17 protein-coding genes are annotated in these 16,541 nt (G+C 66.9%); 10 read left to right on the top strand and 7 right to left on the bottom strand.

Going from position 1 to position 16,541, the window contains the following annotated elements:
- Window positions 1–642: 642 nt before the first annotated feature.
- A complete protein-coding gene (locus tag MODMU_RS17710; RefSeq protein ID WP_014741704.1) occupies window positions 643–846 on the bottom strand; it encodes an IS3 family transposase in 204 nt (67 codons plus the stop codon).
- A gap of 227 nt (window positions 847–1,073) precedes the next feature.
- Between MODMU_RS17710 and MODMU_RS17705 the strand changes: the two genes are divergently transcribed.
- Window positions 1,074–1,916, top strand: a complete 843-nt coding sequence (locus tag MODMU_RS17705) for a hypothetical protein (protein ID WP_014741703.1) — start codon at window positions 1,074–1,076, stop codon at window positions 1,914–1,916.
- Between the two features lie 494 nt (window positions 1,917–2,410).
- On the opposite strand, the gene MODMU_RS17700 is transcribed toward MODMU_RS17705, so the two are convergent.
- The gene (locus tag MODMU_RS17700) at window positions 2,411–2,899 is read right to left on the bottom strand and encodes a hypothetical protein (protein WP_014741702.1); all 489 of its coding nucleotides are present in this window, start codon (window positions 2,897–2,899) and stop codon (window positions 2,411–2,413) included.
- A 78-nt stretch (window positions 2,900–2,977) separates the two neighbouring features.
- A complete protein-coding gene (locus MODMU_RS17695; RefSeq protein WP_014741701.1) occupies window positions 2,978–3,529 on the bottom strand; it encodes a hypothetical protein in 552 nt (183 codons plus the stop codon).
- A gap of 242 nt (window positions 3,530–3,771) precedes the next feature.
- On the opposite strand from MODMU_RS17695, the gene MODMU_RS17690 reads away from it, so the two are divergent.
- Window positions 3,772–4,224: a MarR family winged helix-turn-helix transcriptional regulator gene (locus MODMU_RS17690; protein ID WP_041795392.1), complete on the top strand. Its 453-nt coding sequence runs from the start codon at window positions 3,772–3,774 to the stop codon at window positions 4,222–4,224.
- A 577-nt stretch (window positions 4,225–4,801) separates the two neighbouring features.
- Here MODMU_RS17690 and MODMU_RS17685 read toward each other — a convergent pair.
- From MODMU_RS17685 to MODMU_RS27190, 3 genes are all read right to left on the bottom strand, one after another.
- The gene (locus MODMU_RS17685; RefSeq protein WP_014741698.1) at window positions 4,802–5,908 is read right to left on the bottom strand and encodes a helix-turn-helix domain-containing protein; all 1,107 of its coding nucleotides are present in this window, start codon (window positions 5,906–5,908) and stop codon (window positions 4,802–4,804) included.
- Entirely contained in the window at window positions 5,905–6,351 is a 447-nt protein-coding gene (locus tag MODMU_RS17680) for a hypothetical protein (protein ID WP_014741697.1), read from the bottom strand. The genes MODMU_RS17685 and MODMU_RS17680 overlap by 4 nt, the downstream gene beginning before the upstream one ends.
- A gap of 478 nt (window positions 6,352–6,829) precedes the next feature.
- Window positions 6,830–7,579, bottom strand: coding sequence for a TetR/AcrR family transcriptional regulator (locus MODMU_RS27190; protein ID WP_166503529.1), 750 nt, complete (start codon window positions 7,577–7,579; stop codon window positions 6,830–6,832).
- A 268-nt stretch (window positions 7,580–7,847) separates the two neighbouring features.
- Between MODMU_RS27190 and MODMU_RS17670 the strand changes: the two genes are divergently transcribed.
- The 8 genes from MODMU_RS17670 (at window position 7,848) to MODMU_RS17635 (ending at window position 14,961) form a co-directional block, all read left to right on the top strand.
- Entirely contained in the window at window positions 7,848–9,038 is a 1,191-nt protein-coding gene (locus MODMU_RS17670; RefSeq protein WP_197537344.1) for an aromatic ring-hydroxylating oxygenase subunit alpha, read from the top strand.
- Between the two features lie 180 nt (window positions 9,039–9,218).
- Window positions 9,219–9,683, top strand: a complete 465-nt coding sequence (locus MODMU_RS17665; protein WP_014741693.1) for a hypothetical protein — start codon at window positions 9,219–9,221, stop codon at window positions 9,681–9,683.
- A 75-nt stretch (window positions 9,684–9,758) separates the two neighbouring features.
- On the top strand, window positions 9,759–11,228 hold the full coding sequence (locus tag MODMU_RS17660) for a purine-cytosine permease family protein (protein ID WP_197537343.1): 1,470 nt from the start codon (window positions 9,759–9,761) through the stop codon (window positions 11,226–11,228).
- Window positions 11,225–12,592 (top strand): NADH-ubiquinone oxidoreductase-F iron-sulfur binding region domain-containing protein, encoded by a 1,368-nt coding sequence (locus MODMU_RS17655; RefSeq protein WP_014741691.1) that lies wholly within the window; start codon window positions 11,225–11,227, stop codon window positions 12,590–12,592. Before MODMU_RS17660 ends, MODMU_RS17655 begins: the two co-directional genes overlap by 4 nt.
- Window positions 12,589–12,837, top strand: a complete 249-nt coding sequence (locus tag MODMU_RS28615; RefSeq protein WP_014741690.1) for a ferredoxin — start codon at window positions 12,589–12,591, stop codon at window positions 12,835–12,837. The genes MODMU_RS17655 and MODMU_RS28615 overlap by 4 nt, the downstream gene beginning before the upstream one ends.
- A 73-nt stretch (window positions 12,838–12,910) precedes the next feature.
- Window positions 12,911–13,168, top strand: coding sequence for a CBU_0592 family membrane protein (locus tag MODMU_RS17645; protein WP_014741689.1), 258 nt, complete (start codon window positions 12,911–12,913; stop codon window positions 13,166–13,168).
- 105 nt (window positions 13,169–13,273) lie between these two features.
- Window positions 13,274–14,311, top strand: coding sequence for an NAD(P)-dependent alcohol dehydrogenase (locus tag MODMU_RS17640; protein WP_014741688.1), 1,038 nt, complete (start codon window positions 13,274–13,276; stop codon window positions 14,309–14,311).
- A gap of 323 nt (window positions 14,312–14,634) precedes the next feature.
- Window positions 14,635–14,961: a putative quinol monooxygenase gene (locus MODMU_RS17635; protein WP_014741687.1), complete on the top strand. Its 327-nt coding sequence runs from the start codon at window positions 14,635–14,637 to the stop codon at window positions 14,959–14,961.
- A 535-nt stretch (window positions 14,962–15,496) separates the two neighbouring features.
- On the opposite strand, the gene MODMU_RS17630 is transcribed toward MODMU_RS17635, so the two are convergent.
- The gene (locus tag MODMU_RS17630; protein WP_014741686.1) at window positions 15,497–16,531 is read right to left on the bottom strand and encodes a response regulator transcription factor; all 1,035 of its coding nucleotides are present in this window, start codon (window positions 16,529–16,531) and stop codon (window positions 15,497–15,499) included.
- Between the last annotated feature and the right edge of the window lie 10 nt (window positions 16,532–16,541).

The raw sequence follows: 16,541 nt of genomic DNA, 5'->3' as shown, positions 1-16,541 counted from the left end.
GTCGGGGCGGTGCAGATATGTCGAGGCGGTGCAGATCTTCGGCGCTCAGGCGGCTATCGGGTGAAGGTGGCAGCGACTGCCGGTGCTCGCCCGGGCCCCGCACGGCGCACCGGCCTTCGTCAGGCCGCCGCTGTCCCTTCACTTGGCCGGCGACTCTGGCAGCTGGTGCGCCTGTCCAGCGACGGGACGGGACGGGACGGGTGAGGGGCAGCACGACGGCGTCGTAGTCAGCGCCCGGCGCCATCGCGGCGAGGGTTGTAATGGTCCCGCCCGGCTCCACGGGCAGACGGTGCACGGCGTGCCGACGCAGGGTCGCCGCGACGGTGAGGCCTGTGGTGAAGGCTGCGAGCGCGGTGGCGGCGTGGCTGGTCGCATCGCTGTCTCATCGGCAGTCCAGCGGTCGGCTGGGACTGTCTAGGCCGTCCAGGGCCGGCAGCTGTAGACCCGGCGCAAGAGCGCGGGCTCGGGCGCGGGCAGATGTCTTCAGCGGTGCCATCGAGGCTCGTTATCCACCCGGACTTTTGGTTGCACTTGTGGTTGCAGTTCGACCCTATTTCGGGCTCGTTCGCCGTTGTTCGCCGAATCGGTAAACCCCCTGCTCACCAGCCCTTTCCGGACTCCGGCGGACATCGGGGAACGTCGTCAGCTCGGCCTGGCAGTGCGGGGGATGGTCGACGGTGAGGTTGGACCGGAGACGCTGTCTTCGCGGTCGGCGATCTTCAGCCACCGGCCCAGGCAGGATTCAGAGACCCCGAAGCTCCCCGCGACCTGCGCGATCGACTGGTCGCCTTGCCGGGCAACGGTAACCACGTCAGCCCGGAACTTCTCGGGCAACGGCTTGGGCACGGTGCTGATCCTTGTAGCGAGGCCGCAGCTTCATCGGCAAGGAGTCAACTGGACCCTGGGCAGTCCCGATCGGTGGCCCGCTGAAGCTGCGCGGTGGGATGGCGTCACGAGCTGGCTCGTCGGGGAGCTCGATGATGACGGGCAGCTACCGTCAGTGTTCGCGCGGGCGCGGTGGAAGTGGGGTTCGATGGCGAGTGCCGTCGGTGGCTCGGACTAGGGGAGAAGCCATGTCGGGCGTGCAGACAGCTGTTATCGCGGCGGCGAGCGGCTCGGCAGTCACCGCGGTGGTCGGGTTGCTGCTCAAGTGGGGGGCACGGCTCCCGGTGTTTGTGCGCAGTCACGTCCTCCCCGACCATCGGCCCATCGCCGACGGGGCGGGGTGGCTCGCTGCTCGCGCGGACTCGTCGATCGACCAGGTGCGAGTCCTGGTGTGCTGCGCACCCGACCGATCGCTGCGCAGACCAGGAGGGAACCCCGACCTTGCAGTGCAGCTAGTGCGCACCGCCTTCGGTCGCTGGGTCGGCGACCAGCCTGCTCACTCCTCGAAACAGCACGGTGTCCGCTTCGACGCCCCGAACGGGCCAGCTCACGGCTACGCGTGGGCGCACGCAGCGGGGCGGGTTGACCTCTGCTGTGCCATCCCGACGACCATCACCAAAGCGGGGCAGGTCGGCATCTCGGTCATGAGCATCCTTGAGGTGCTCGGTGCGGTGCACGCCGCTGTGGGAAGTCCGGAGTACGCCGCCGCCTTCGGACATCGGCGGTTCCATCTGCCTCGCCGCTTTGACTGGACCTTCACCGTCAGTCCCACCATCAGCACTGCGGACAAGGGGGCGGTCTCCTGGCAGCGGTTGACCTTCCCGGGCGCGGTGCCCTCCCGGGCGGCGGGGGACCAGCAGGCCTTCGTGCCGCCGGAAGGGTACGCGGCGAAGGCGCTGCGGAGCTGGAGCATGCGTCGACCGCTGGCCGAGCTGTGCGACTTGGCTCTACGAGACTTCCTTCACGCGAACGGTTACCACAACGTTGAAGGACCCATCCGAGACTCGATCGCCGCGCTCACCGCAAGCTAGACCCTTGGCACGCAGTTAGCGGCGTCACTCCCCATTTTAGGATTCTGGACGTGTCCAGACCCCCGCTTCCCTTATCCAAGTGGTTGCGTGCTGGGAGCGGATCGACGCCTGGCGGTGCAATTAATCCTGTCGTCCAGGCATCGCTTACTCATCGAAAACGTGCTGTGACGACCGAATGCCGTCAACGTCGGCCAACGCGTCTTGGCTGGTCAGCTTGCCTATTCATCAACTGTCGTCGTTGATCAACTAGGTCAAGATCAATTCGCAGGGTCGCTGATACCTGGAAGCTTTGCGGGTCGAGCCGTCTTGGCTCGGCTCCGATTTTGAAGCCGTACAGGCGCGCGTCATTTGGGACTCGCGCCGACAGCCCCTTGCACGACCGTCGCCGCGAAGACGTACCCCCGCCAGACACGGGGTGACCTAGCGGAGGTACGCCGCCGGCTGTAGTCGTTACACCAAAGTGGGCTTCGACTCCCGGCAGGTCGGGCGTGGCCTCAGGAGGCGGTGGTCCATGGCGAGGGTGTGCCGCGCCAATTCCCGACGACAGGGGTGACCTGGTATTTGGGGACGCCCCCGGTGAGCAGGGACGCGTCAGTGCAGCTCTGGCTAGCTGTGGTGCTGGCAGGGATGACAGGCGGGAACCCGAGGCCCAAGAGATTGACTGGGGAGCAGGAGCCGCCGGCCAGCACCGAGCCGCCACCGGTGCTGGAGGTCCGGGCGATGACGTAGCCGGTGACGGGGTGGCCGTTGAGCATCGGAGTGCTGGGCCAGGTGATCGTGTAAGACCAGCCGAGGACGCCGAGATTCGTGCCCTTGACGGTAGGGGCCTGGCCGGTCGGCATCATCGTGGCGGCGGCCTTGGCCGGTGCGGCCGTGGTAGTGAGCATCCAGCCGGCTTGGGCAGCGGACGTGCCGCCGAGTGCCAGCGCGCCGGTGAGGAGCAGGGCGAGGCTGAGGACGGCGCTGAAGGCCTTGTACAGCATGACGGGCTCCTCTCGTGGCTGGCTGGCTGGTGGGTCGGGGCCCGGGCCAAGTGGCCCGGACCCCGCGGTGTTGCTGGGTCAGAGGGCGGTGACGGTGACCGGCACGCTGAAGGTGGCGCCCTGGCAGCCGTCCTCGGCTGCGGCGATCATCTCGACGGCGCCGGGCACGGTGAGGGCGGTGGGCCCGGAGTTCGCGGCGAGGGTGATCGGCGAGGCCAGGGTCATCGGACCGGCGACCGAGGCGAGGACGCTGCCAGCGGCGCAGGTCTTGCCCGCCATCGGGGAGATCGTGACCGTGCCGACGGTCACCGAGGTGACCTGCACCGGATAGTCGTTGGGGTTGGCGACGGTGGCGTAGATCGAGCCGACCGCCGAGCTCGGGTAGCCGCCGGCGGGCTTGGGGTAGAGCAGCCCGACCGGGGACCCCGGGGTGACGGTGATCGGGGTGGCGGTGGTCGCCTGGGCCCTGGCGGTGCCGGTCCCGCTGTGGGTCCAGGCGGCCATGGCGACGCCGCCGCCCAGCATCAGGGTGCCGACGGAGAACACGACTGCGGCGCGCTTGCGCTTGGAGAGGCCCTTCCGGGCGGCAGGAGCGGCGGCGGGGGCGTGGGTCTCGGTGCAGGTGCACATGGGGTGGTCTCCGTTCCGGTTGGCGTCACCCGGTCCTTGGGTGATCGTGTCTGCGGAACAACTTCGTCCCGTTGTGTACTAGGAACGGGTGCACCAGTCGCTTGCCTGAGAGTCACTTGCGCACACTCACCCCAAGGGGTGAGGCGATGCCGGGATGACGACTAGGGGGTCGGGTGAGTGGGAAGTGATAGCAGTTGCCCGCTCACTGGTGCGCAACGGAATTAGGTCCTAGCGTCGCTGGAGTGACTACACCTGCGCCCAGCGTCCTGCTCGATGACCAGATCTGCTTCGCGCTCTACAGCGCTTCCAAGGCGGTCACTGCGCGGTACCGGCCCATGCTGGACGACATGGGTCTGACCTACCCGCAGCTGCTCTCGCTCATGGTGCTGTGGGAGACCGACGACCTCAGCGTCCGGGAGCTGTGCGACCGGCTGGACCTGGACTCTGGGACGGTGTCGCCGATGCTCAAGCGGCTCGCCGCTCTCGGTGTCATCACCCGCGAGCGCGACCCGGAGGACGAGCGGTCGGTCCGGATCCGGCTCACCGACGCCGGGCGTGCGTTGGAGCTACCTGCGTGCGGGCTGTCGCAGATGATGATCGACGTCCTCGGTATGACGTCGGAGCAGTTCGCCGACCTCAAGCAGACGCTCGAACTCATCACCGAACGAACGAGCTTCAGCCCCCCGACGCGCTAGCGAAGGCATCGGGCTCGGAACTTGATGTCCGGCATGTCATCTGGCGGCGGGGCGACCCGCCCGCCGGCCAGATCAGGCGGCTACTAGGATTCCAGCGCCCCGCGGCAGCTCAGGCCGTAAGGGGAGGTCGCGGAAGATCGCCATCCTATGGCCTTCCGCCTCCATGCGATCGTGTGAATGAGCGCACTGCGTACCCAACGAGAGCTGGTGCGACGCGACGATGACCTGACATCCTGGGGAACGCTCTCGCCGGTTGCCCCCGTGGCCGGCGAGAGCCAAAGCCAGTAAGGACAGTCGCCTTGCCCGACGGCGTCGCAGAAGGCTGCCCGACGCCGCGCTCCGCGCAATGGACGACGCAACCGATGGTGGCCGCCAGCCACAACGCGGCCACGGTGATCAACCTCGTCCGTCGGCCATGCTCGTCAAACCCATGCCAACCGTTGAGACGACAGCAACGGACGGACTCGTCGGCCTTCAGCTGAACAACAGCTAGTTCGGATTGCGGCCGGTGACTCCGTCGATCAGTCACGACCGACGACCCCGGGCAGCGTTCTTCATGACTGCTGTGCCGCGCGACTCATACCGTTGGGAAGACGGCCGCACGATGGTCGGGGTCGCTGATGCTGGCTGGAGCCGATGCCCTTCCGGTGACCTTGCGGTGCCGCGAGATGGTGCGCTTGGTGGTGGAGAGCTGAGCGGCGATGTCGCGGATTGATCGGCCACGTGCCGTGAGGTCGTCAACGACCCGGTCTCGTTCTGCGCCCGTGAGATCGTCGAACCCAACGCCATCACCTGCAACGGCACGCTCGATGGCGATCTCATCGAGGTAGTGAAACGGGGGAGCGGAGTGGACCTCGGCCGGCATGGGGTCGGCGTCGATGTCGTCCCAGGCCAGCGGAGGCTGCCACCCCTGAGCTGCGGCGGCAGCTCGAGTCATGAGTACCAGGGCACATTCCTCAGCGGTGCCATGCGGCGGCGGTATGGCGGACAACTGCTCATACAGCGCCTCGACGTCCTGGGCCGTGCGTGCGGTGACCGTCGGGCTCGTCATGGTGCGCCGCAGGCTGCTCGGCCGGCGCCGGAGGCGGGCGGCGAGCAGTTCCACGGACCAGCCGGTCGCGACGAGCGCCTGTAGCCGGCGCCGGGTCCCGGGCGCATCGATCCGGCTGCCCGGGGCATGGTCCGCATCTCGGACGTCGATCGAGAGCAGTCTCGCCGCTGTGGCTGGACGGATCCGCTGAGCCGGTGAGCCGTCGATCCTGGGGCGGGCCAGGTCGCGGACGTGACTGACCGAGACGTCCGCAAGTAAGGCGATGCGCTCGACCCCAAGGCCAGCACGTCGGAGCGCGGTCAGGTGCTCGCGGACCGGACCGACCTCGATGAAGGGCTGCCACCTGCCATAGGCGCGCTGCCGACTGACATGGCGAGAGGCGGCCGTGTTCGCGGCGGTGCAGGCCGGGCAGCGGCACCGGTCCTTGACGTACGCGGCCCTCGTGCCGTGCTCGTGTCGACCGGCATGCGTGCAGCTGCGGGTGACTCGCAAGACCACGGAATTCGCACGGCGCGCGGCCTGCTCTTGGGCCAGCGGCTGTTCCGCAGGCAGGTGCGCCGACGGGACGGCGTCACGCCGCCAGGCTCCGTCCTGGTCGACGGGCCGACCGAAGCTCGAACAGGTGCGACTCATGCCCATCGCCGGCCGGCGCCGGCGGACGAGCCCAGCGAGCGGCCGTCATCCGACGCGCCTTCGATGCCGGCCAGCAGCAGGATGCCGTCGATCCAATCGGTGCGCAGGCTCCCCGCATCACCAACGTGCTCGTCGAAGCTCATCGCGGTGAAGCAAGCGGCCACCGCTGTCCACTCGGTCGTCGAGAGCGGTCGCTCCAGGTGCGCCTCGACGGTGAGGCGATCGACGTAGGCCACGCTGGCCTGCAGCAGGTCGGCCACATCGGTCAGCAGTTCATGGGTCTCACCGCCATGTGCCGCGACCAGTGCGGCACAAGCGCATTGCCTGCTGGCCGCGCGGCCTGAGCTCTGGTGCTCGGTCGAGCGCGATACCTGCTGCGGCTGCGCCGCTGACCCGACCAAGCAGGCCTCGTCACGAGCGATCCTCTGCTCGCCGCTTGACATCAACGATCCTCCCGACCCCCGGTTCTGGAGTCGGTTCAGGCGTCACAAGACGGCGGATGCTGACACTGCATCTGGGCAACACGACGAGTGCCGCTGCGTTGCTACGGGGCTCGTCGACGCGGGGCCTGTGTGCCGGACCATCCACGTCCGCGGGCTGTGCAGCGATGCCGTGCCCGGTCAGGCCCTCGAGGAGGGCGAGGGTGACCATGAGGCTGGACGGCGTTGCCGCCTCGCCCCGAAGGAGCAGTCCGGTCGCCGGGTCGACGGCGAGATCGGCGCGCGGCGGCTCGGGGATGTCGTCGAAGGTGACGGGTCGCCGGGCGACAGTTGCCCTTCGGCCGGTAGGTGTCCGCGACGCGGATGGTCAGCTCCCGCCTTGTCGAGGCATCGGCACTGGACGCCGACAGGGATCGCGACTGGTCGTGGCCCAGCGTCCCGAACAGGGCGACTTGTCGCTGCGACTCGAGGCGCGGCTGAGCTACGCCTGCGAGGTTCGCATGACCTGTTCCCTCACAAGCGACAGCGTGGCGGGGCTGACCACGAGAGCTGCCAGAGTCGTCTTTGCACTTGTGTCCGCGTATTCCTCTGCCGTGCGCTTCTTGATGCTGAATGGCGAGAGCGAATCGGGATCGTGCGCATTCTTGCTGCGATACCGTTTTTGAACCCCCTCGTTCAGGCACAGTGCGGCCGTGGCGGCGAGTTCAGCGTCGCACGGGTTGAAATCACCCAACTGGATGCCGGCGTTGATCAAGGCCTGCACGTGCTCGTGCAACTTCTGATAATCACGCCAGAAATCTACGAAATCGGCTGGTTGGGCTTCGGCCAGGCGTTCGATCTCGTTGAAGTCGAATGGTGAGATGCAGAGCTGGAGCGTGTCGTATCGCAACAGTTCGTAGAGTCTGACCGCAGCTGATTCCGGTCGCTCAGCGAGGTCGTCAGCGAAGGCCAGCGCCTGCCGATTCAACGCAAGGGTCGCGTGGAGGATCTCTTCCTTGCTGCGGAAGTAGTAGTAGAAGGATGATTGTTGCAGTCCGGCTGCGCTCGCGATCTCTGTGATCGTCGTCGATGCGTAGCCACGCTCCGCGAACAGCGCAGTGGCGACACGGATGATGGTGTCCCTGGCGGACCCCTGGGCGACCGACCCGTCGTGGCGGGGACGGCCGGGCCGTCGCTTGCCGCGCCCCGTGTCTCGCGGTGTCCCTTGCACATGCACCTCCTGACGGTCCAACGCGACTGTATCGGCTGGCACTGCAGGCGAAGCCGCGGTCAGCCCTTGGCGGTGCAGACCTCGCTGGCCGACGTGTGGGCGCCGGACCTCTGTCGGGAGGGTGGGACCACGTCGCAACATGCTTGAAAAGATCTTGTTTCGGTCTCTGGTTTTTCGATGACCTATGGATATATGGTCCGTGACGCCCATCACGCCGGCGGCGTCGCCGTCCGACCACATCCCTCAGAGAGGCTGGTCAGTCCGAATGAGAGAGCGCGCGGTGCAGACGGTGAACGACCTGGTGCAGCGGATCGCCCGCCAGGCAGAGCTTCCGCTGCCAGAGGCGATCCCACTCCCGGCCCAGGCTTACTGGGATCCCGGTTTGTACGAGCTGGAACTGGAGCGCATCTTCCGAGGTGACTGGGTCTGCATCGCACGGGTCGAGCAAGTGCCAGCAGCAGGTGACTACCTCGCTGTCGACCTCGCCGCCGAGCCGATGATGGTCGTCCGCGGAGAGGACGAAGAGATCCGTGTCTTCTCTCGGGTCTGTCGTCACCGGTACGTGGATCTGCTCGGCGGCAAGACGGAAGACAGCCAGAAGGAGCGTGGCTGCGCGGAGTGGTTCGAGTGCCCTTACCACTCGTGGACCTACCGGCTCGACGGTTCGCTCATGAACGCTCCCGAGATGCTCGACCGCCCCGGCTTCGATCAGGCTGCCTATGGTCTGCGGCCCATCCACCAGCAGATCTGGCAGGGTTTCATCTTCGTCAACCTCGACGGGCTGGCGGAGCCCCTGGAGATGTCCGGACTCGAGCGAGTGCTCGACAAGTACGACCTCGCCAACTGGCGGATCGCGACCGTCGTCGACTGGGGGGAGACCAAGGTCAACTGGAAGATCATGGTCGAGAACTACGCCGAGTGCTATCACCACATCGGGATCCACAAGGAGACACTGCAGCCACTGTGGCCCATCGGGACCGTCGAGCTCGGCGACGAGCAGGGCGACGACTGGTTCTTCTCCCGCATGAAGGCTGGAGCCGAGACCGCGGCAGGAGAAGAAGACGGGCACCTGCTGCAGCCGAGCTGGCTTCCGCCGCAGCGCGACCTGTCCCCGTACCAGCGCTCGCAGTCTCTGCTGATGGTCAAGTTCCCCATGTTCATGATCGTTCCTTCCCCAGACATCACCTTCTGGTTCAAGGCGATCCCCACGGGTCCAGAGACCCACCGGCTCGAGGTCGCCTTGTTGGTCCCGCAGGAGCACTTCGACCTCGAGGGTCGTGAGGACGGCGTCCAAGAGGCAGCCGACTTCTTCCGCACCTTCCAGGGCGAAGACGCCAGCATCAACGAGTTCGTGCAGTCGACCACGCGATCGGCGAATGCATCAGGTGGTGTCCTGCACCGTCACGAGCAGGCCATCTGGCAGTTGCAGAAGTACCTGGCCTCCCGCCTCTCCGAGGCGGGTTCGACGACGAGCCGCTGAGGACTGCCCTCGCCGCCCGATCCAGCCGGCGAGGTCCAAGGCGCTCATCTCGGTCCCTGATCCAGGGTCCGACCACCCCGCGGCTTCCGCTCATCGCGTGTAGTCGCTCTCCCGCGTGCGCCCGACAGCACACCGATACGTCCGCAAGACGACTCGCCACACACAGACGAAAGGCATGCCATGACAGACCACGAGGTCACGATGACGTCCGGCGGTATCGCCCAGTGGGGCCGCGCGCTGCCCTTGCGCGGAGAGATGACAACGGTCACCTTCGAGGCGGACCTCATGACCAAGCTCGTCCTGTCCGGGAACGCGGGACCCACCTTCTTCAGGTCCGTGTTCATCGGCATGGACGAGGTGGACGTGGACGGCTCGACACCCCGTGGCCACGGCGTCGTGCGGCTCGAGGACCCTCGTTCAGGTGACCTGCTGCTGGGTCACGTCGACTGGTTCATGGTCGACGGCAAGGACAAGGGCCAGTTCACCTTCGATGACGGCACCGGCCGTTGGAAGGGTGTCGCCGGCGAGATCGCCGTTGACCTGGAGTTCTGTGCGCAGGACCCGGAGATCCCCCTCAACTCGGGAGTTCCCGTCAAGGGGCTGGCCTTCATCGAGGGCACCGGCCGCTTCACCGTTCGGGACTGACCCGTGACCGCGGCATCTGCCTCGGTCCCGGCCCGGGCGGCTCTCGACGAAGTCGGACGTGTCGAGACTCGAGGGGTGGACTACATCCCTCCAGGGGAACGCAACTCGACGCCCAAGGAGACCGGCATCGTCTTCTTCGGCGCGCAGATGTGCTTCGGCATCATCGTCCTCGGGAGCCTTCCGATCGTGTTCGGCCTGGGCTGGTGGGCCGCATTCTCGGCGATCTCCATCGGGACGGCCGTCGGCACGCTGTTGTTCGGCCCGGTAGCTGCCGTCGGCCCGCGTACCGGCACCAACAGTGCGGTCAGCAGCGGGGCTTTCTTCGGCGTCGTCGGTCGAGTCGTCGGATCGGTGGTGGTCCTGTTCATCGCCATCGGCTTCTACGCCCTGGCGGTGTGGACCGGCGGCCAGGCCGTCGTGGCCGGAGGGCACCGACTGTTCGGCATGCCGGAGGGCAACTTCGAGCTCGCGATCGCCTTCGCCGTGATCGGTGCCATCACGGTCATGGTCGCGCTCGTCGGGCACGCAACCGTCGTTGTCGCACAGAAGGTCCTCGCACCACTGCTCGGCGTGCTGCTCCTCATCGGCGTGCTGATCAAACTCCCTGACTTCGACGCCGGCTTCGCGGGAGGGGACTATCTGCTAGGCGGCTTCTGGCCGACGTGGATCCTCTCTGCCGTCACGGCTGCGGGGCTGCCGCTCTCCTACGGCCCCTTCGCCAATGACTACGCCCGGTATCTGCCGGTGGGGGCCGCGCGCCGCGGCGCCTGGACCGCGAGTGCCGGGGTGTTCGCCGGATGCTGGTTCGGCATGATGGCCGCCGCCTACTTCACGACGATGTTCGCCGACCCGACAGGGGACTTCGTCTTCGGCATGGTCGCTGGCCTACCGACCTGGTTCGCGATCCCGCTGATCATCGTCGGGCTCCTCGGCGGCTGTGGCCAGGGAGCGATCGCGCTGTACGGCTCAGGCCTGGACACGTCGTCGCTGATCATCAAGCTGAAACGGGTCAACGCGACTCTGTTCATCAGCATCGTCAGCCTCGCGCTCGTCTACCTGGGGGCGCTGGTGTGGAACGCAATTGACCTGGTGTCCGCCTTCATCACCCTGTTGAACGTGGTGACCGCGCCCTGGCTGGTCATCATCATCATGGGACACCTGGCCGTCCGAGGTCGCTACACACCCGAGGATCTCCAGGTCTTCAACGCCCGTCGAACCGGCGGGGCGTACTGGTACAACGGCGGCTGGAACTTCTACGCGCTGACTGCCTGGCTGCCCCCGGTGCTCGTCGGCATGTTGCTGGCCAACACGCCGCCGGTCTTGGAAGGCCCACTTCGCAACATCGCAGGCGGTGTCGACCTCAGCTTCATCGTTTCTTCTGCGTTGTCCTTCCTCATCTACGGCGCCTTCCTGCTCCTCATGCCCGACCGCGTACTCCCGGCCCGCTCAGCGGAACGGGTGGGATCCGCCGTGATCCCCGGGCCGGCGGCCCCTCCTCCCCTCGAGGCGACGGCCCCTGTGCGATCGGAGGCGGAGGTCAAGTGACATCGCCAACCGTCTCGCCGTCCCTTCTCATCCCGGACAACGTCAGGGCATGGGGATCCGCCGACGGGCTTCTCGGCTCCTCGCCGGCGGAGCCGCAGTCCTTGCAGGATTACGTGGAGACCGGTGGTTACCAACGGACCCTGACCGACGACCACGGCCCCCACGTGCTGGCCGCACTGGAGAACGCCACCGGCGTGAGCACCCTCCGCGGACGAGGGGGTGCCGCGTTTCCCACAATGACCAAATTGCGAGCTGTCGCGTCGGCGGCAGCGGGTGGATCAGTCACCCGAGTCGTGGCCAACGGGGCCGAGGGTGAGCCGCTCAGCTACAAGGACCGGTACCTGATGCGCTTCCGGCCCCATGCGGTGCTAGACGGGCTGCTGCTCGCCGCCGCCGCCGTCGACGCAGACGTGGCGTTCGTCTACGTCGCCGACCCGCTCGCCCGGGCGAGCATGACGGCAGCAGTCGAGGAACTGGACGCCCATCGTGAGGGAGGCCCGCAGCTGCGGATCTTCGCGGCTCAGGACACCTATGTGGCTGGTGAGGAGTCCGCAGTGGTCCGATCGATCCAGACCGGAGTCGCCCGACCCACCGACAAGCCTCCGCGCCCGTATCAAATCGGTGTCGACGGCGTCCCGACGCTGGTCATCAACGTGGAGACGGTGGCCCGGCTTGCCCGTTCCGTCCGGGCTGGCGCCACGCCGGTGCAGCACGATCTCCTCGTCACCGTCTCAGGCATGGGCATCGCTCCTCGGCTGCTCGAGGTCCCGGACGGCCTGCCGCTCGGCGACCTCGTCCGCGAGATGACCGGAGAGCGATCCTCGCGACCGAATGTGATCATGGGCGGCTTCTTCGGCGGCATCGTGCCGGCCTGGCCCAGCCTCCGGCTCAACTTCGATGCCGTACACAGCCGCGGGAGTTCGCTGGGCTGTGGGGCACTGCACCTGCTGGCTCCTGACGAGTGTCCCGTCAAGGCCGCGGCGGACATTGCCTCGTTCTACTCCGCGTCGAACGCCAAGCAGTGCAGAACGTGCATGTCATCCACCGACACGATTGCCAGCGTCTTGGCATCACTGGGGACATCGGCACGAGAGAAGGGGTACGAGCGTCACCTCGCGCGATGGAGCACCCAGCTCCGCGGACGTGGCGCTTGTGCGGTCCCGGACGGAGTTGCCCTGCTGCTACGGACCCTGCTGCGGTACTACCCCCGGGAGGTCTCTCGGCACATCGCCGTCGGCTGCCCCCAGTGCGCCCATGCCGTCGACGGACGTCGCTGGGAGCGGTTCACCGTGACGATGCCTGGCACTCCTGCTCCCGACCGCAGCGTCGCCATGTCCCTGCACAGCCTGGAGGGCGCGAGATGAGAGCTCGCGTGGACCCGACCCGATGCCAGGGGTACGCCTTGTGTGTGGAGGTGGCTCCCAAGCACTTCACGTTCGACGACTGGGGTTTCGTCCAAGCCGTGCAGATCGATGCCGACGGCGAACATCTGGCGACTGTCACCAAGGCGATCGACCGCTGCCCGATCAAGGCCATTCGCTGGATCGGGAGCCCACCGACCGCAGCGGTCGTAGATCCCGAGACGGACGAACCGGTCCGGCCGGTCTGATGGTGATCACGCATTTCCTGCCAGGGAGCACCATCGCCGTCGCCCGCGTCGCCGTCCCGAGTGTGGACTGCTGATGGGGCAGGCCATTCAGATCATCGGCTCGTTGTGCGTCCTGATTCCTTTCATCCTCGTCCAGATGGAGCGACTCCGGCCGGACAACGTCGTATACGTCACCTTCAACGCACTGGGTTCGAGCACACTCGCCGTCCTGGCCGCTGTTGACCATCAGTGGGGCTTCCTCCTCCTCGAGGGCGTCTGGGCACTTGTCTCCCTCCATTCGTTGCTTCGGCTGGGCCGCACCATGCGTGCATCGTCCGAGGCTCAGGCCTAGTCGGCGACACCTTAGGACTTCGATGTCCACACCTGAAATTCGAGGTCGATCAACGGCGCATTCGGTGACCGAGCGGCCACGAACCATCATCGAGAAGAGGAAATCGTGAAGGCCGCACGCGTCCACTCATATGGTCGGCCGCCGTCGATCGACGAGGTGGAAGAGCCTCGTGTCGTCGGACCCTTCGATGTGCTCGTGGAGGTCGGAGCAGCAGGCCTGTGTCGCACCGATCTGCACGTCATCGAGGGTCAATGGGCGGCGATCCAGAACCCAACACTTCCCTACACGCTCGGCCACGAGAATGCCGGCTGGGTACGTGAGGTGGGCAGCGCCGTTCACACCGTGACGCCTGGCGACGCAGTCATCCTGCATCCACTGGTCACTTGTGGGCTGTGCGCGGCCTGTCGAACAGGCGACGACTCACACTGCTCGAACGCGGCCTTTCCTGGGCTCAACGCCGACGGGGGGATGGCCGACCTGCTCCTGACCAACGCTCGATCCGTCGTGAAGCTGAGCCCCAACCTGCAACCGGTGGAGGTCGCGGCGCTGGCTGATGCGGGGCTCACGGCCTACCACGCCGTACGAAAGGCTCAACCACTGTTGACGCCGGGCACGCATGCGGTCGTCATCGGTGCCGGTGGCCTGGGCCACATCGGCGTGCAGGTCCTCGCCGCCATCACGTCCGCGACGATCACCGTGGTGGATCGATCAGCACAGGCGTTGGAACTCGCTGCCAAGATCGGCGCCCATCACACCATCGACCCAACCGACGGGGCGGGATCAATGGTCGACCAGGTCCGGGAGATCACCGAGTCGGGCGCGCACGTCGTGTTGGACTTCGTGGGTGAGCACGGCACCCCGGCTGAGGGGATCGCCATGCTGCGCAATCGCGGCAGCTACTACGCCATCGGCTACGGCGGGGAGGTGCAGGTGCCGACCATCGAGCTCATCTCGCGGGAGATCAGCCTGGTGGGCAACTTGGTCGGCACCTACAACGACCTGGTCGAGCTCATGACCCTCACGTCGGCGGGTCGGGTCGCGCTGCACACCACCAGCTATCCGCTTGATGCTGTACTCGACGCCATTCATGACCTCGAGTCCGGACGGCTGGTCGGGCGCGGAATCCTCGTTCCTTCCCCCTGACGACCGCCGATCACGACGCCGTACCGTCTTCGCTCCGCGCAGCCTGGGCGCTGGGTTGGCGAAGACGGTACGGCGCAGCACCAGCGACCATCCATCATCCGGTCTGCACTCGCCGTTGTCGGCATTCGCATTCCCGGGATCGCTGCCCACGGTGGTCCTGTGGTTCTGTGCGGACGCGCCACCATGGACCGTACGGACGCCCGAGACATCGCCGACTCCGTTGCAGGAACCGACGGCCACACCGGTACGCACGTAGGTGTTTCCACGCTGCGGGCGGCTGACCCAAGGCGATTGAACGTATTCGGCCTCAAAGGAGGAGCAACATGATCCTGATCGTCGTCAAATTCCCCATCCAGCCCGACCGTATAGATGAATGGATGAGGGTCGCCGGGAACTACGCTGGTGCGGTACAGGTAGAGGAAGGAAGTCTGTTCTTCGAATGGTCCCGGAGCCTGCAGGAACCTGGCACGTTCGTCTGCGTCGAGGGCTTCCGGGATGCTGCAGCTGGCGCATCTCACGTGGGCACGGCTCACTTCCAGGAATTCGTCGACCGGGCATCCGAGCTCGTCGAGAAGCAGCCGCAGATCATCTACACGGATTCCCCGGACATCAACGGGTGGGGCCCGATGGGTGAGATCCAGCCACGGTGACGCGGCCGCCGCCGACTCCACGTGGCCAGGTCACCACAGGGTCTACATCTCGTTCATGGCCGACGGCGCGGCGGCGGAGCTGACCGATGGCCGCCGCAACGTGTGACCGTCCCGGATCGACGGCAGCGGTCACGGAGCGGACCGCCGACGAAGTCGCTTCACGCGCGGCTTGGCCGGCGACGGCAGCTGGCGCACCGAGGTTGCCATCGTCCTGTCGGAACGCATGCCGACTGGTTGACCGAGCAGGCACTCTGGCTCGAAGCAGCGAGGCACATGTTCAGGTGACGAAAGAGCGGGACCCCTGGTTGATGCCCCCGGCGGAGCCGGGCCATCCGGCGTCGTATCCGCGAAGGCAGGGGCTGTCCACGCCGCGCCAACGGCTGCTTCACATCGATGGGGCGCGGAACGCGGAGAAGAGCGACCAGTCGTCACCAGGAGGACATCGATGGCTGTGATGACTCGACGAGGTCGGTCCGGCATCGGGACGCGCACGGTGTGCCAGACGTCCCGGGATCGCCCGGGAAGCGCACTCTGCTCACGTTCTCGAGGGCAGCGTGATCCTTGCCCGGTAGAGAGGCGACGGTGGGGTGTAGAGGCCCTCCCGCTCGGCCCGCACCGCGGCAAGCGTCCGCGTGGGAGCTTCGAGCTTGGCGAGGATGTGCTCGAGGTGCGTTGCCACGGTTCGTGGCGCCACGACCAGCGCTTGGGCGATCTGCTGGTTGGAACACCCGTCGACCAGCAACCCGAGGACCTCCAGCTCCCGTGACGTCAACCCGCGGAGATGGGTCGCAGGGGAGATGACGACCGTCCCGAGCAGGCCTGCCGACGGCTGCTCCCCGTTGGCCAGGATGGTCACGCGCACGTGCCCGTCCGGGGCGTAGCGGCCTCCGCGGGGCCACAAGAACGACGCGAAGATCTGGCCGTCGTCGATGCACGAGCAGGCGATCGCCACGACCGGCGATCCATCGGCGAAAAGGGTGTCGCTGTGGAGGCCGGGCAGGGGCCGGGTGCCACGATCGGAACAGAGGACCGCCCCGGCGGTCGCGCCCTTCACCACTCGCGCTGTCGTGGCCAGCGAGCGCATCGGGTCGGCTCCGCGCGCCAGGACGGAGGTGACTCTGTGCAAGCGACGCCGCATGCCTAAGGGCGGTGGCTCCGCGCTGTCGGACAGGAGCGCGAGGAACCCGACATGGTGCTGCTCCCTGGTGAACAGGGCGACAGCCAGTGCCTCGTGGAAGCCGGCGGGGATGAGGCATTCCGCCCACGTCCGCAGTTCACTGGCTGGGTAGGGCAGATCGGAGGGGCTCAGCGGAGGGCGGGCACGGTTGGTATGAGTCAGTTCGATGTCATGCGCCATCTTCGGCCCACTGAAGTACCGCAGTACGCCCTCGTCGAGGTCGCGACTGGCCAGGGAGCTGTAGCTGCTGCTCATCGGATCAGCGAGGGCCAGCCACGCGGCGTCGAAGGGCACGAGGTGCCGAAGCGCCTCCAGCATCTCCTGCGCGCGCTCGGCGAGGGAGCTGGTCGAGGAGGCGGCGTTGGCCAGCTGCAGGCTCGGCGTTTCCGCCATCGGAACTCCC

Source organism: Modestobacter italicus, assembly GCF_000306785.1.
Lineage (GTDB): Bacteria > Actinomycetota > Actinomycetes > Mycobacteriales > Geodermatophilaceae > Modestobacter > Modestobacter italicus.
The sequence above is the reverse complement of the archived record's forward strand: the minus strand, read 5'-3'. Positions and strand labels throughout refer to the sequence as shown.